11 protein-coding genes are annotated in these 14,313 nt (G+C 70.6%); 9 read left to right on the top strand and 2 right to left on the bottom strand.

Annotated features, from left to right (window positions below; all coding sequences use genetic code 11):
* The first annotated feature begins 4 nt into the window (after positions 1–4).
* The 6 genes from IT184_17800 to IT184_17775 all read left to right on the top strand — a co-directional run bounded on the left by IT184_17800 (position 5) and on the right by IT184_17775 (position 6,446).
* Complete coding sequence (locus tag IT184_17800) at positions 5–1,252, top strand: threonine synthase (GenBank protein ID MCC7010669.1); 1,248 nt, start codon at positions 5–7, stop codon at positions 1,250–1,252.
* Positions 1,249–2,586 (top strand): threonine synthase, encoded by a 1,338-nt coding sequence (gene thrC, locus IT184_17795; GenBank protein ID MCC7010668.1) that lies wholly within the window; start codon positions 1,249–1,251, stop codon positions 2,584–2,586. The genes IT184_17800 and thrC overlap by 4 nt, the downstream gene beginning before the upstream one ends.
* A complete protein-coding gene (locus IT184_17790; protein MCC7010667.1) occupies positions 2,583–5,093 on the top strand; it encodes an aspartate kinase in 2,511 nt (836 codons plus the stop codon). The genes thrC and IT184_17790 overlap by 4 nt, the downstream gene beginning before the upstream one ends.
* Before the next feature lie 75 nt (positions 5,094–5,168).
* On the top strand, positions 5,169–5,573 hold the full coding sequence (locus IT184_17785) for a hypothetical protein (protein MCC7010666.1): 405 nt from the start codon (positions 5,169–5,171) through the stop codon (positions 5,571–5,573).
* A gap of 1 nt (position 5,574) precedes the next feature.
* Positions 5,575–6,132 (top strand): RNA polymerase sigma factor, encoded by a 558-nt coding sequence (locus IT184_17780; GenBank protein ID MCC7010665.1) that lies wholly within the window; start codon positions 5,575–5,577, stop codon positions 6,130–6,132.
* The gene (locus tag IT184_17775; GenBank protein ID MCC7010664.1) at positions 6,129–6,446 is read left to right on the top strand and encodes a hypothetical protein; all 318 of its coding nucleotides are present in this window, start codon (positions 6,129–6,131) and stop codon (positions 6,444–6,446) included. Before IT184_17780 ends, IT184_17775 begins: the two co-directional genes overlap by 4 nt.
* A 31-nt stretch (positions 6,447–6,477) precedes the next feature.
* On the opposite strand, the gene IT184_17770 is transcribed toward IT184_17775, so the two are convergent.
* Positions 6,478–8,280 carry a hypothetical protein gene (locus tag IT184_17770; GenBank protein MCC7010663.1) on the bottom strand — a complete coding sequence of 601 codons (1,803 nt, stop codon included), beginning with the start codon at positions 8,278–8,280 and terminating at the stop codon, positions 6,478–6,480.
* Between the two features lie 53 nt (positions 8,281–8,333).
* On the opposite strand from IT184_17770, the gene IT184_17765 reads away from it, so the two are divergent.
* Genes IT184_17765 through ilvA form a run of 3 tightly spaced genes read left to right on the top strand, consistent with a single transcriptional unit; the run spans position 8,334 to position 12,017 of the window.
* Entirely contained in the window at positions 8,334–9,059 is a 726-nt protein-coding gene (locus IT184_17765; protein ID MCC7010662.1) for a glycosyltransferase family 2 protein, read from the top strand.
* Positions 9,056–10,492 (top strand): FAD-dependent oxidoreductase, encoded by a 1,437-nt coding sequence (locus tag IT184_17760; GenBank protein MCC7010661.1) that lies wholly within the window; start codon positions 9,056–9,058, stop codon positions 10,490–10,492. The genes IT184_17765 and IT184_17760 overlap by 4 nt, the downstream gene beginning before the upstream one ends.
* A gap of 16 nt (positions 10,493–10,508) precedes the next feature.
* Positions 10,509–12,017, top strand: a complete 1,509-nt coding sequence (gene ilvA / locus IT184_17755; GenBank protein ID MCC7010660.1) for a threonine ammonia-lyase, biosynthetic — start codon at positions 10,509–10,511, stop codon at positions 12,015–12,017.
* Between the two features lie 3 nt (positions 12,018–12,020).
* On the opposite strand, the gene IT184_17750 is transcribed toward ilvA, so the two are convergent.
* Positions 12,021–14,306, bottom strand: coding sequence for a PQQ-binding-like beta-propeller repeat protein (locus IT184_17750; protein MCC7010659.1), 2,286 nt, complete (start codon positions 14,304–14,306; stop codon positions 12,021–12,023).
* Positions 14,307–14,313 lie beyond the last annotated feature (7 nt).

The following is a 14,313-nucleotide window of genomic DNA, read 5'->3' as shown; positions in this document are numbered from 1 at the left end:
CCTCATGACGTTCCGCCTTCGTTGTCATCTCTGCCACACCGAGTACCCTGCGGGTCCGCTCTGGGTCTGCAGCGGCTGTCTCGGCCCGCTGGAAATCGCCTTCGACTACGCGGCGATCAAGGGCAGCATCACGCGGGAGATCGTCGCGTCGCGGGAGAAGAACCTCTGGCGCTATCGCGAGCTGCTCCCGATCGAGGGAGCACCGCGCACCGGGCTGCACTCGGGCTGCACGCCGCTCGTCAAGGCGGATCGGCTCGCGGCCCGGCTCGGCGTGCGTGAGCTGTACGTCAAGGACGACTCGGTGAACCACCCGACCTGCTCCTACAAGGACCGGGTCGTCTCGGTGGCGGCGACGCGCGCCGTCGAGCTCGGCTTCACCACGTTCGCCTGCGCGTCCACGGGCAATCTCGCCGGCAGCGTCGCCTCGCACGCCGCACGGCTCGGGCTCGAGTGCTCGGTGTTCATCCCCGACGATCTCGAGATCGGCAAGATCACCGGCGCCAGCGTCTACCGGCCGAGGCTCATCGCGGTGCGCGGCAACTACGACGACGTGAACCGGCTGTGCACGCAGGTGGCGGATCAGTACGGCTGGGGCTTCGCGAACATCAACCTCCGGGCGTACTACGCCGAAGGCGCCAAGACGTACGGATTCGAGATCGCCGAGCAGCTCGGCTGGCGTCTGCCGAAGCACGTGGTCTCGCCGGTGGCGGGCGGCACGCTGCTGCCGCGCATCCTCAAGGGCTTCGACGAGTTCGTGCAGATGGGGCTCGTGGACGGCCCGCTGCCGGCGATCCACGCCGCGCAAGCCGCCGGCTGTGCACCGGTCGTCAACGCGCTCGCCGACGGCCTCGAGTTCCCCGATCCGGTGAAGCCGAAGACGCTCGCGAAGTCGATCGCGATCGGCAACCCTGCCGACGGCTTCCAGGTGGTGCGCGCCGTGCGCTCGACGGGCGGATCGGGCGCGAAGGTCGAGGAAGACGACATCATCCGCGGCATCCAGCTCCTCGCGGAAACCGAGGGGATCTTCACGGAGGGCGCCGGCGGCGTGACGGTGGCGGCCACCAAGCAGCTCATCGAGCGCGGCGCGATTCCGCGCGACGAGTCGATCGTCATCTGCATCACCGGCAACGGCTACAAGACCGTGGAGATCCTGCAGGGCAAGGGCGTCGCGCCCATTCACATCGGCCGCTCGCTGGCCGACTTCGAGGCCGCGGTCGGCACGACGACGACCGCGCCGGGAGTACCGTCGTGAGCAGCTATCGCGCCGTCTTCCGCTGCTCGGCCGGGTGCCCGGGCGAGTACTCCATCTGGCGGCCGATCTATCACTGCCCGACCTGCGGCGATCTGCTGCAGGTCGAGCACGACCTCGCGGCGCTCCGCGATCGCTCGCCGGCGACGTGGATGCGGCTCTTCGACGATCGCTACAAGCGCACCTCCTGGCCCTACGGCTCGGGCGTCTGGGGCAAGAAGGAATGGGTCTGTCCGGAGTTGCGCGACGACAACGTCGTGTCGATGGACGAGGGCGGGACGAACCTCTTCTGGGCGGAGCGGCTCGGCGAGCAGTACGGGCTCGACGATCTGTGGGTCAAGATGTGCGGCAACTCGCACACCGGATCCTTCAAGGATCTCGGCATGACGGTGCTGGCCTCGGTCGTCAAGCAGATGATGGCGGACGGCGCCGGCATCCGCGCGGTGGCGTGCGCGTCGACCGGCGACACGTCCGCCTCGCTCGCCGCGTACGCGGCGGCGGCCGGCATCCCGGCGATCGTGATCCTGCCGCGCGGCCTCGTGACGCCGGCGCAGCTCGTCCAGCCGATCGCCAACGGCGCCAAGGTGCTCGCGCTCGACACCGACTTCGACGGCTGCATGAAGATCGTCACGCGGCTGGCCGAGGAGGAAGGCGTCTACCTCGCCAACTCGATGAACAGCCTGCGGCTCGAAGGCCAGAAGACGCTGTCGTTCGAGATCGTCCAGCAGTTCGACTGGCAGGTGCCGGACCTGATCGTCATCCCCGGCGGCAACCTCGGCAACGTCAGCGCGCTCGGCGCCGGCTTCGACATGCTGATCGATCTCGGCGTGACGACGAAGCGGCCGCGGATCGTGGTGGCACAGGCGGAGGCGGCCAACCCGCTCTACCTGGCGTACAAGAACAACTGGGAGTTCACGCCGATCGTCGCCGCGCCGACGATGGCCTCGGCGATCCGCATCGGCAACCCGGTCTCGATCCGCAAGGCGATCCGCACGCTCCGCCGGTACGACGGCATCGTCGAGCAGGCGAGCGAGACGGAGCTGGCCGACGCGGCGGCGCGCGGGGACCTCACCGGCCTGTTCAACTGCCCGCACACCGGCGTGGCGCTCGCTGCGCTCGAGAAGCTGCTCGCACGCGGCGAGGTGAAGTCGACCGATCGGGTCATCGTGATCTCGACGGCGAACGGGCTGAAGTTCACCGACTTCAAGGTGGAGTACCACACGGGCCTGCCGCCCGGGCGCTTCGCCAACCCGCCGCTCGAGCTGCCGAACGACTACGACCGCGTGCGGCACGCCGTCGACATGCTGACGGGCGCGGCGGCCGCCGCGCGATCATGACGGCGCGGACGAAACGCGCGCCCCTGCAGGTCTGGAAGTTCGGTGGCGCGTCGCTTGCGGACGCCGACGGCATCCGCCGCGCGGTGTCGCTCGTCTCGGCGCACCACGGCCCGCTCGTCGTCGTCGCGTCGGCGCTCGGCGGCGTGACGGACCTGCTGCTCGAGGGCGCCGGCCACGCGGTCGACGGGCGGCCCAAGCTGGCGGCGCGCCTCGCCGCCGAGTTCCTGCGGCGGCACCGGACGCTCGTCCACGATCTCGTGCCGGCCGGCGCGGCGCGGCGCGCGCTGCTCGCCGACCTCGACGCCTCGGCGCGCGAGTACCGGGACCTCTGCACGGCCATCGGCGTGCTCGGCGTCGTCGAGCCGAGGGCGAGCGATCGGCTGGTCTCCCGCGGCGAGCGGATGTCGGCCGCCATCCTCGCGGCGGCCCTGAAGGCGGGCGGGCACGACGCGCGGATCGTCGACGCGGCCGAGCTCATCCGCACGGACGGACAGCACGGCGGCGCGGCACCGCATCTGACCGAGACGAGACGCCTCGCGCGCCGCGTGCTGCGGCCGCTCGTCGCCGTCGGCGTCACGCCCGTGGTGCCGGGCTTCATCGGCGCGGCGCCGGACGGCAGCGTGACGACGCTCGGGCGCGGCGGATCGGATCTCACCGCGACGCTCGTGGCCAACGCGCTCGGGGCGACCGAAGCCGTCCTGTGGAAGGACGTGCCCGGCATCCTCACCGCGGATCCCAGGCTCGTGCCGGACGCACGCCTGATCCCGCAGCTCCATCACCGCGAGGCCGCGGAGGTCGCGCACTACGGCGCGAAGGTCCTGCACCCGCGCGCGCTCATCCCGATCGCGGGCAGCCGGATCGTCCTGCGCGTGCGGTCGTTTCTCACGCCCGAGAACCCCGGCACCGAGGTGTCGGCGCGGCGCTCCGATCTGACGCACCCGGTGAAGGCGATCGCGATCGTCCGCGGCCAGGCGGTCGTCACCGTGGCCGGCAAGGGCATGGCGGGCGTGCACGGCATCGCGGCACGGACGTTCGTCGCCGTGGACGCGGAACGCCTCTCGGTGTCGACGATCTTCCAGGCCTCGTCGGAGAGCTCGATCGGGTTCACGCTTCCGGCAGGCGAAGCCGACCGCGCGGTGTCCGCCGTCCGGCGCGCGTTCCAGGGAGAGCTGGCGAGCGGGCTCATCGATCAGGTGACCTCGCGTCCCGGCATGGCGGTCGTCGCGGTCGTCGGAGACGGCATGGTGGGGACGCCCGGCGTCGCCGCCCGGGTGTTCTCGGCGCTCGCCTCGGCGGGCGTGAACGTCATCGCAATTGCGCAGGGATCGTCCGAGCGGAACATCTCGTTCGTCGTCAACGACGCCGAGGTCGCCGAAGCGGTGCGCCGCGTGCACGCCGCGTTTCAGTTGTCGAAGATCGGCGGCGGCCGGCCCATCACGATTCCCTACGTGGATGTCGTCCTCCTCGGCTTCGGGCGCGTGGGGCGCGCGCTGGCCGACCAGATCGCCGGCGCGAGCGCCGACGCGCCGCCCGTGCGCGTGGTCGGCGTGCTCGACCGCTCCGGATACCTGTTCGAACCCAAGGGCTTCTCCGCGCGGCGCCTGCTCGAGCTGGCGCGCGAGAAGGATCGCGGCGCGCTCGTGTCGGCGCTCGGCGGCGTCGAGGCCAGGGCCCCGGAGGCGCTGGCGCACATCGCCAGCCACGCGGTGTCACACCCGGTCGTCGTCGACGTCACCAGCGAGGAGAATGGCCCGCTGCTGACCGCCGCGTTCGGTCAGGGGTTCGACGTCGTCCTCGCGAACAAGAAGCCCGTGGCCGGCACGTGGGAGTCCTACGCCGCCCTGATGACCGCGGCCGCACGAGGCGGCCGGCGGATCAAGTACGAAGCGACGGTCGGCGCCGGGCTGCCGATCATCGACACCTACGCCAAGCTCGCCGAAACCGGCGACCGCGTGCTCCGCATCGAGGGCGCGGTCAGCGGCACGCTCATGTTCGTCGTCTCGGCCGTGTCGTCGGGCATGCCGTTCTCGGAGGCCGTCCGCCTGGCGGTCGAACGAGGCTATGCGGAGCCGGATCCGCGCGACGATCTGAACGGACGCGATGCGGCGCGCAAGGTGCTGATCCTGGCGCGCCTCATGGGCTATCGCGGCCCGGCGCCGATGCCGGACGATCTCGTCCCGCGCGCGCTCGCGAAACTGCCGCTCCCAGAGTTCATGAGGCAACTGCCCTCGGTCGACGACGAGTGGCGGACGCGTACCGAGCAGGAAGCCGCGCGCGGACGGGTGCTGCGCTACGTCGTCGCGGCGACGCCGCGGAGCGTGTCCGCGAGGCTCGTGGCCGTCGCGAAGGACAGCCCGATCGGCGCGCTGCAGGGCACGCGCAATCTCGTGGCCTTCACGACGCGGCGCTACCGCACCGAGCCGCTCGTCGTCAGCGGCCCGGGCGCCGGCGCGGCGGTCACGGCCGCAGGCATCCTCAACGACATCTACGCGCTCGGCAGCAAGTAGCAGCGCCGCAGGCGCTCAGCGAGACTCCTGCATCCGATCGGCTCGCTCGCCGCATCTCTTCTCACAGGAGGTCGTATGGGGGAATCGCTGTTCGCCGGAGGCATGCTGTGGCTGTTCCTGGCCCTCGTGATCGTCGCCAACGTCTGGCGGGAAATCGCCGCGCGCCGTGAGGCGCAGCAGACGGTTCGCCTGGCCATCGAGAAGAACTACCCGATCGACAGCGCGCTGATCGAGAAGATGCTGCGCACGCCGGCGCGCAAGAGCAAAACGGACCTGCTGGCCGGCGGCGCCGTCCTCGTGGCGATCGGCCTGGGTCTGCCGCTCATGGGCGTCTTCATCTACCTGGGCGGATCGCGCGACGCGCTGCTGCCGCTCGTCGGGGTCGGATCGATGCTGCTGCTGATGGGCCTGGCTCTGCTGATCGTGGCGCACGTCGTCCGCCCGCGGCAGGCCGCGGACACCGACGCTCCTCGTCTCTGACGTGACCGATGGAGCACGTTCGGCGAGCACGGAGGCGGCGCTCGTGATGCTCGCTCGTGAGGGCGACGATCGCGCCTTCGGCGAGCTGGTGCGGCGGCGGCAGGCGCAGGTCCGGATGCTGCTCCGGCGGCTCTGCGGCGAGCCGGCGCTCGGCGACGATCTCGCGCAGGATGCGTTCGTGCGAGCCTGGCAGTCGTTGCGCCAGTTGCGGGAAGCCGCGGCCTTCGGCCCGTGGTTGCGCCGGATCGCGGTGTCGGTCTGGTTGCAGCACGCCCGCCGCAAACAGGTGGCGATCGAAGCCCTCGACGACCACGACCTACCGGCCGACAGCTCCGCGCCGCCGATCGGCCAGCACCTCGAAGTTCACGAGGCCCTCGCCCGCCTTCGGCCTGCCGAACGGCTCTGCCTCGTGCTGGCTTACAGTGAAGGCTTGAGCCAGACTGAAATCGCGGAAGCCACTGGCCTGCCGCTCGGCACGGTGAAGTCGCACATGACGCGCGGGATGGGCCGGCTGCGACAGCTCTTCGCCTCACCGATCCTGAAAGGAGCGGAGTCGTGACCGACGAGCTCGAGCGTCAGCTCAGGCGACGGCTCGCGCAGGAGGAGGTCCAGCTCGACGATGACGGGTTCGTCGATGAGGTCGCGCGGCGGATCTCGACGACCCGCCAGCGCGCCGGCTGGCTTGCTCTGGAGCGCGCGCTGAACCTCGTCGTCCTGCCGGCGATGATGGTGTTCGCCCTCTGGATCCTCGTGCCGGCGCTCATCGTCGCTCTGGCGCCGGCGATGACGGCCGTCGGCGTCCCGGCTGCCGGCGCGGCGCTGCCGCTGGCCATCGCGGCAGGCACAACGATGTACACGTGGCTGCGATCGTGAGCGACGCGACGCGCTCGTCGTGCCCCGCCGATCAGCCGGCCGAAGGTTTCTGCGGCACGAGCCCCACGAGCATGACGTCGCCGGCCGGCACACGGATCTCCCATCGCTCGAACGCCGGCCCGTCGAACGACAGCACGGTTTCCCCGTTCGCGCCGATCGGGTCCACCACCGTGGCGATGTAAGGCCCGGGCGGGCGCAGGACGACGACCGCGTCGGACTTGATTTCCTGGAGCACGAGGATCGTGCCGGACGGTCCCTGCAGCGACTCGACGCTCGCGCCGACCACCTGCCGCACCATCGGGGCCAGCTCGAGGCCAGCGCGAAGCGTCCACCAGGACATGCGGTTGTAGAACTCGCGAACCCTCGGTTCAGCCGCGGGCGGCCAGGCCGTGTGCTCGAGCGGGTTGCCGGGGCCGCGATCCCGTCCCGGCGCATGGCTGAACACGTACTTTCCGTTCACGAGGTTGGCGTAGCAGAGGTTGCTCACGCACCAATCGGGCAGCGGCTCCGGGTAGCACGGCATGGGCCAGATGTTCATCTTGCGCCGGCCGTTGATCAGGATCTTCTCGCACCCGGACGTCGCCACCGGCACGTTCAGGTCCTCGGTCTTCTGCTGGGATTCGACGAACGTCTGTGGCAACGGGTCGTTCCAGAGTGGGTGCTTCGTCCACAGATAGTCGGCCGCCCAGGTCGGCTCCCGGCTGTTCTGCACGACAACGGGATGGAAGGCGTAGATCGACACGACGGCCGAGGTCACCGCCAGCCCCCACGAACTCCGGCGCCACCACGCGCCGCCGATCCGCGCCGCGCCGCCGACCAGCGGGATCGTCAGCGGTATCAACCACAGGCCGTAGCGGCTGACGCTCGGCGTGCCGCCGTGGTGGTAGTTCACGTTGCGCGCGAATCCCAGCAGGAAGACGACGGCGGCGGCGCCGGCGACCAGCACGTCCGGCTGAACGAGCGCGCGCGGCCGGCGCCAGGCCAGCAGGGCGGCCGCGGCCGCAACGGCGATCGCCAGCGCCGGGAAGTTCGGCAACAGGCCGAGGTTCGGATCGAGCAGCGGCACGAGCGTCTCGGCCATGTCGGGCATGCCGGGCTGCGTCGTGTCGACGAGAGGAAACGGCGTGCGGTATCGCGTCCAGAAGTAGATCACGTGCACCGACGCGAGCGCGATCGCCGCGAGCGCCGCCGCGATCCAGCGGCGATCGAGGAACACGCGACGCCCCTGCAGCACGCCGCCCGCCAGCGTGAGCCCGAGAAACGCGTACGCGACCGGGTTCTGCACCGCTGCGGCGCCGGCGGCGAGGACGGCCCACCACGGCCGTTCCTCGAAGAGCACCATCGCGATCGTCAACATCGCGAACGTGTAGGGCTCGGTGTGGGGCTTGTCGATCCACCAGACGATCGGGCTCGCGAACAGCAGCACCGACACGGGCGTGCCCAGCCGCGGCAGGGCCACCGCGAGCGCCCCCAGCAGGAGCGCGGCGTTGAGCAGGGCGAACCCGTACACGGGCGACGCGCCGACGAGCCGTGTCAGCCAGACACCCGGCACGGCCAAGAGCGAGTAGAACCAGAAGTGCAGGTAGTCGAGCGATCCGCGCGCGCGGCGCATGAACGGGCTCGGATCGAACGACACGATGTCCGGGCGGATCTTCGCGAGCTCCTGCATGTAGCCGGGCAGGTCCCCGGCGGCGATCGACGGCCCCTTCAGCTCGGCGAAGTTGAGCGCGAGCACGACGTACTCGCCGCCGTCGCCCGGGATGCTCGGCGGCGACGGCGCGACGAGACACACGATGAGCGCCAGCGCGACGAGGAGAGGCTTCAGACGATCCACGCGGTCAGGCGATGATAGTCGATAGCCCGGCGGCGCAGATATACTCTCGCCGCTTGCGCTCTGCCTGCGATCTGTCGATCGTGATGCCCGTCTACAACGAGGAGCTCGGCATCGACGCCGTCGTGGACTCGTGGGTCGCGTCGCTCGATCGCCTTCACCTCCGCTACGAGCTCCTGCTCTACGACGACGGGTCGAAGGACGGCACGGGATCCCGGCTCGACGCCATCGCGCTCCGCCACCCCGCCGTGCGCGTCACGCACCAGCGCAATCAGGGACACGGGCCGACGGTCCTGCGCGGCTACCACGAAGCGCAGGGCGAGTGGGTCTTTCAGACCGATAGCGACGACGAGATCCCTGCGTCGGCGTTCGAGCCGTTGTGGCGCGCCCGCCAGGACGCCGACGCCGTGTTCGGCATCCGCACCGGCCGGCCCTCCGGACCGGCGCGGCGCCTGCTCACCGCTGGGGCGTCGTGGTGCGTGCGTCTGCTCTTCGGCCGCGGTCCGACGGACGTGAACGTGCCCTTCCGCCTGATCCGGCGCGCCGTGCTCGAGCGGCTCCTGCCGCGCATTCCGCCGGAGACCTTCGCGCCGAACGTCGTGCTCTCGGGCCTGGTCGCGCGCGATCGGGTGCGGTTCGTCGAGGTGCCGGTGCCGGCCGTCGCGCGGCGTCTCGGAGAGACGACGATCGTCGGCATCAAGACGCTGAAGCTCGGCACGCGCGCCGCGCGCGAGACGGTCGCCGCCGCGCTGGCCGATCGCCGGCGCGGACGATCGCGATGACGACGCCGCGCGCCGACCCCGGCCGCGTGCTCATCGTCGGCGCCGGCCCCACCGGGCTGGGCGCGGCGCATCGGCTCGTCGAGCTCGGGCACGACGACTTCGTCGTGCTCGACCGCGCCGCCGGCCCCGGCGGGCTCGCGGCGAGCGTCGTCGATCCGCAGGGCTTCACGTGGGACATCGGCGGCCACGTACAGTTCAGCCACTACGCGTACTACGACGAGGCGGTGGACCGCGCCGTCGGCGGTCAGTGGCTGACGCACGAACGCGAGTCATGGGTGTGGATTCGCGGCCGGTTCGTCCCGTACCCGTTTCAGAACAACCTGCACCGGCTCGACGCGGCCGACCGCGATCGCGCGCTCGCCGGGCTGGAGCAGGCCCACGCGAGGACACAGACTTCGAAAGCGGCCAACTTCGGCGAGTGGATCGATCGCACGTTCGGCCCGGGACTGGCGGATCTCTTCATGCGCCCCTACAACTTCAAGGTGTGGGGCTATCCGCTCGAGGAAATGGACACCGGCTGGATGGGCGAGCGCGTCGCGGTTCCCGATCTCACGCGCATCAGGGAGCAGGTCGCCGCCGGCAAAGACGACGTGTCTTGGGGTCCGAACAGGACGTTCCGCTTTCCGCGATTCGGCGGCACCGGCGCGATGTGGACCGGCATGGCGCGCCTGCTCCCACGCGAGCGGCTCCGGTACGGCGCCGACGTGGCGGCCATCGACACGCACGCTCGCACGGTGAAGCTCCACGGCGGCGACACGCTCCGCTACGACACGATCGTGACGACGATGCCGCTCGATCGGTGCTGCGCGATCGCGACGCCGATCGATGCGGACGTCCGGCGCGCGGCCGCGCAGCTTCGCCACAGCGCGGTGCACGTGATCGGCATCGGTCTGCGAGGTCCACGGCCAGAGACGCTCGCCCGCAAGTGCTGGATGTACTTTCCAGAGCCCAACAGCCCGTACTACCGCGTGACGGTGTTCTCGAACTACTCGCCCAATCACGTGCCGGACGGGCCCGACTACTGGTCGCTCATGGCCGAGGTGTGTGAATCCCCGGCCAGGCCGGTCGCCCTCGCGTCGCTCGTCGACGACACCGTCGCCGCGATGCGCCACGACCGGCTCATTCCTGAAGGCGCGCAGGTCGTCAGCCGATGGCATCGCCGCGAGGAGCATGGCTATCCCACGCCGTTCCTCGGCCGCGACGACGTCCTGCGCGCCATCGGGCCGGCGCTGGAGGCGCAGCGGGTGTTCAGCCGCGGGCGCTTCGGCGCCTGGAAGTACGAGGTGGCGAACCAGGACCACAGCTTCATGCAGGGCGTCGAGCTCGTCGACCGGCTCGTCTTCGGAGAGCCGGAAACCACGCTCGAGTCGCCCGGCCTGGCCAACTCGGGCGCGTTCCTCACGGCAAACCCTTGGGTGTCCCGACGTGGATGAAGAACGGCCAGATTCCCTGAGCGCCATGCTGCGGCTCATCCTCACGAGCCGCGTGTACGACGTCGCCGTCGAGACGCCGCTCGAACCGGCGCCGCGGCTGTCGCACCGGCTGGGCCGCGAGATCCGCCTCAAGCGCGAGGACCTCCAGCGCACGTTCAGCTTCAAGCTGCGCGGCGCCTACAACCGCATCGCCCATCTCACGGCCGCCGAGCGCGCGCGCGGCGTCATCACCGCGAGCGCCGGCAACCACGCGCAGGGTGTCGCGTACGCGGCCCGCCATCTCGGTCTCAGCGCCGTCATCGTGATGCCGCAGACGACGCCCGACATCAAGATCGACGCGGTCCGCGACCTCGGCGCGGAGGTGGTGCTCGCCGGCGACAGCTACTCGGACGCCCGAGAGCGCTGCGACGTGCTCGCCGCCGAGACCGGCCGCGTCTTCGTTCCGCCCTTCGACGACCCGCTCGTCGTCGCCGGCCAGGGCACGATCGCGAGCGAGATCCTGCGTCATCGCCTCGGCGACGTCGCGGCCGTGTTCGTCCCGATCGGCGGCGGTGGGCTCATCGCGGGCATCGGCAGCTACATCAAGGCGCTGCAGCCGGCCATCCGCGTGATCGGCGTCGAGCCGTTCGAGGCCGACGCCATGTACCGATCGCTACAGGAGGGCCGCCGCGTGGCGCTCGATCGCGTCGGGATCTTCGCCGACGGCGTGGCGGTGCGCGAGGTCGGCGCGCTGACGTTCGCGCTCGCCCGCCAGACGGTGGACGAGGTCGTGCGCGTCACGAACGACGAAATCTGCGGCGCGATCAAGGACGTGTTCGACGACACGCGATCGATCCTCGAGCCGGCCGGTGCGCTGGCTGTCGCGGGCCTGCGCCGCTGGCTCGCGGAAGACGGACGCGCCGACGGCGCCCTGCTCGCGGTGCTGAGCGGCGCCAACATGAACTTCGACCGGCTGCGGTTCGTCGCGGAGCGCGCCGAGCTCGGCGAAGCGCGCGAGGCGCTGTTCGGCGTCACGATCCCCGAGCGGCCCGGCGCGTTTCGCGAGTTCTGCGCCGCGATCGGCCGCCGAATCGTGACGGAGTTCAACTACCGGCTCAGCGGGCGGACGGCGGCGCACATCTTCGTCGGCGTCGCCACCTCGTCGCGCCAGGATGCCGACGCCGTCGCCGAGACGCTCACGCGCGCCGGCTATCAGACCGTCGTGCTCACCGACAACGAGCTGGCGAAGCTGCACGTGCGGCACATGGTGGGCGGCCGCAGCGCCGAGGTCGCGAACGAGCAGCTCTGCCGCTTCGAGTTTCCCGAGCGGCCCGGCGCGCTCATGACGTTCCTCGATCGGCTGAGCGGCCGCTGGAACATCAGCCTCTTCCACTATCGCAATCACGGCGCGGACTTCGGCCGCGTGCTGGCGGGATTCGAGGTCCCGCCGGACGACACGCCGCGCTTCGAGCGCTTCCTCGACGATCTCGGCTACCGATACCAGCGCGAGCGGGAGAACGCGGCGTACGAGATGTTCTTGAAGTAGCGCTCACCGCCTCGGCAACGCCCACGCGATGTGGCCGATGGGCGTGCCGGGCGGCAGCTCCTGCACGGCCGGCTGGCCCGGCGCCGCCGGCGCGCCGCCCGCGACCGCCGCGATCACCAGGTACTGCCGCCCCTTGGACTCGTACATGACGGGCACGCCGCGCGACTGTCCCGCGAAGTCGCCCATCCACAGAATCTTGCCGGTGTCCTCGTCGTAGGCGCGGAGCTTGCCGTCGCCGCCCGCCTCGAACACGATGCCGGCCTTCGTCGGCATGATGCCGGTGCGCAGCGCGAGCCCGCCGGTGTTGCGCGGACCGCCGGCGGCGATCGTCGGCGGATGATCGCCGGTCGGCACCTGCCACTTGATCTCGCCGGTGTTGAGGTCGTAGGCCGTCAGGGTCGTGTACGGCGGCTTCGTCGCGGCCGACATGACCGCGTACTCGCTCATGTAGCGATCCTGCGGCACGATGTCTCTCACCTCGTCTGGATACGGCAGGTTGCCGGCGTTGCCGCCGACGCCCGGAAAGAACGGCCCGACGCCGCGAGCGGGCAGCGGCGGCTGCGGGGCGCCGCCGCGGGCGACGATCGGTCCGGGCGGGAAACCCGGCGCGGCGCTGGCCGCGCCGATGCCTCGGCCCATCGGGTTCGTGCTCGCGAGGTACGCGATCACCTGCGTGAGCTGGTCCGCGGTGACGTCCGACACCGGCCGCATCAGCCCGCGGCCCCCGGTCACGACGGCGCGGATCGCGTCGTCGCTCAGGCGCGACGTGACGCCGACGAGCGACGGCGCGCCCGGCACGGCCCCCTGCAGGTTCGCGCCGTGACACACCTGGCAGTTCTGCATGTAGACGGCACGTCCCTGCGGCACGGCGCCCTGGTTCGCGGCGTTGCCGCTGAGCGCGACACCGCGCGTCTTCACGTCCTCCAGCCTGAGGATCGAGACCGCCTCCATGTTCAGCACGAACACGAGCCCCTTCTCCGGATTCGCGGCGGTCGTGCCCCAGTTCGATCCGCCCATGTTGCCGGGCATGGAGATCGAGTCCTCGCCGACGCGGGTCGGGATGAAGAGACCGCCCTGCGGACCGGGACCGACATGGGCCTTGGCCACGCGCGCCTTGATCTCCTCGTACGCCTGCGGCGTGAGCAGCCAGGGGTTCACGTCGTCGACCGTGAAGGTCTGACGCGCGAACGGCGCGGGCTTCGTCACGTAGGGCTGGGTCGGCCAGGTCATCTCGCCCGGCACGTCGGTCTGGGGCACCGGCCGCTCCTCGATCGGCCAGATCGGCTGGCCGGTCACGCGATCGAAGACGTACAGAAACCCCGTCTTGCCCGCGAGCGCGACGACGTCCACGCGCCGGCCGTTGTTGCGGATCGTGACGAGCTGCGGCGCCGAGACGTTGTCGAGATCCCAGATGTCGTGGTGAATCGTCTGGAAGTGCCACAGCCGGCGGCCGGTCCGCGTGTCGAGCGCGAGCAGGCAGTTCGAGAAGAGGTTGGCGCCGTGGCGATCGGCACCGTAGAAATCGTACGTCGCCGAGCCGGTCGGGATGTAGACGATGCCCCGCTCGTCGTCCACCGACATCGAGCCCCAGTTGTTCGATCCGCCGACGTACTTGTACGCGTCCTTCGGCCAGGTCTCGTAGCCGAACTCACCCGGCTGCGGCACCGTGTGGAACTGCCAGACCTTGCGGCCCGTGACGACGTCGTAGGCCCGGATGTCGCCGGGCGGCGAGATGAACCCTTCTCCCGGCGCGGATCCGAGGATCAACAGGTTGCGCCACACCTTGCCGGGACTGCCCGACTGCACGTTGATGCCGGTCCCCTCGGCTCGCAGCAACCCCTCGCGGAGATCGACGATGCCGTTGTTGCCGAAGGTGAGGATGGACTTCCCGGTCTTCGCGTCGATCGCCTGGAGAAAGCTGTTCACCGAGAAGAGGAGCCGCTTGTCCTTGCCATCGCTGCTCTGCCAGTAGTTGATGCCGCGCGCGTTGATGCCCGGCAGCCCTTCGTGAATCCAGATCTCCTTACCGGTCGTCGCGTCGAGCGCGATCAGCGAGCTGCCCCGCCCGTACGTGTAGATCACGTCGTCGACGGCGACCGGGTTGAACACGGTGGTCGCGTGCGGGTAGAACCAGGCGACCTCGAGGCGGGCGACGTTCGACTTGTTGATCTGGTCCAGCTTCATGAAGTTGGAGCTGTCAGGTCCGCCGAGGTTGTCCCACCACCACTTGTCGCTGCGCGCGGCGCGGCCGACGCTGTGCCCGGCCACCCCGACGAGCGCCACGGTCACGGCTGCG

Source organism: Acidobacteriota bacterium, assembly GCA_020853395.1.
In the GTDB taxonomy this organism is placed as follows: domain Bacteria; phylum Acidobacteriota; class Vicinamibacteria; order Vicinamibacterales; family SCN-69-37; genus JADYYY01.
Note: the sequence above shows the minus strand (reverse complement) of the source record. Positions and strands in the feature narration are given on the sequence as shown.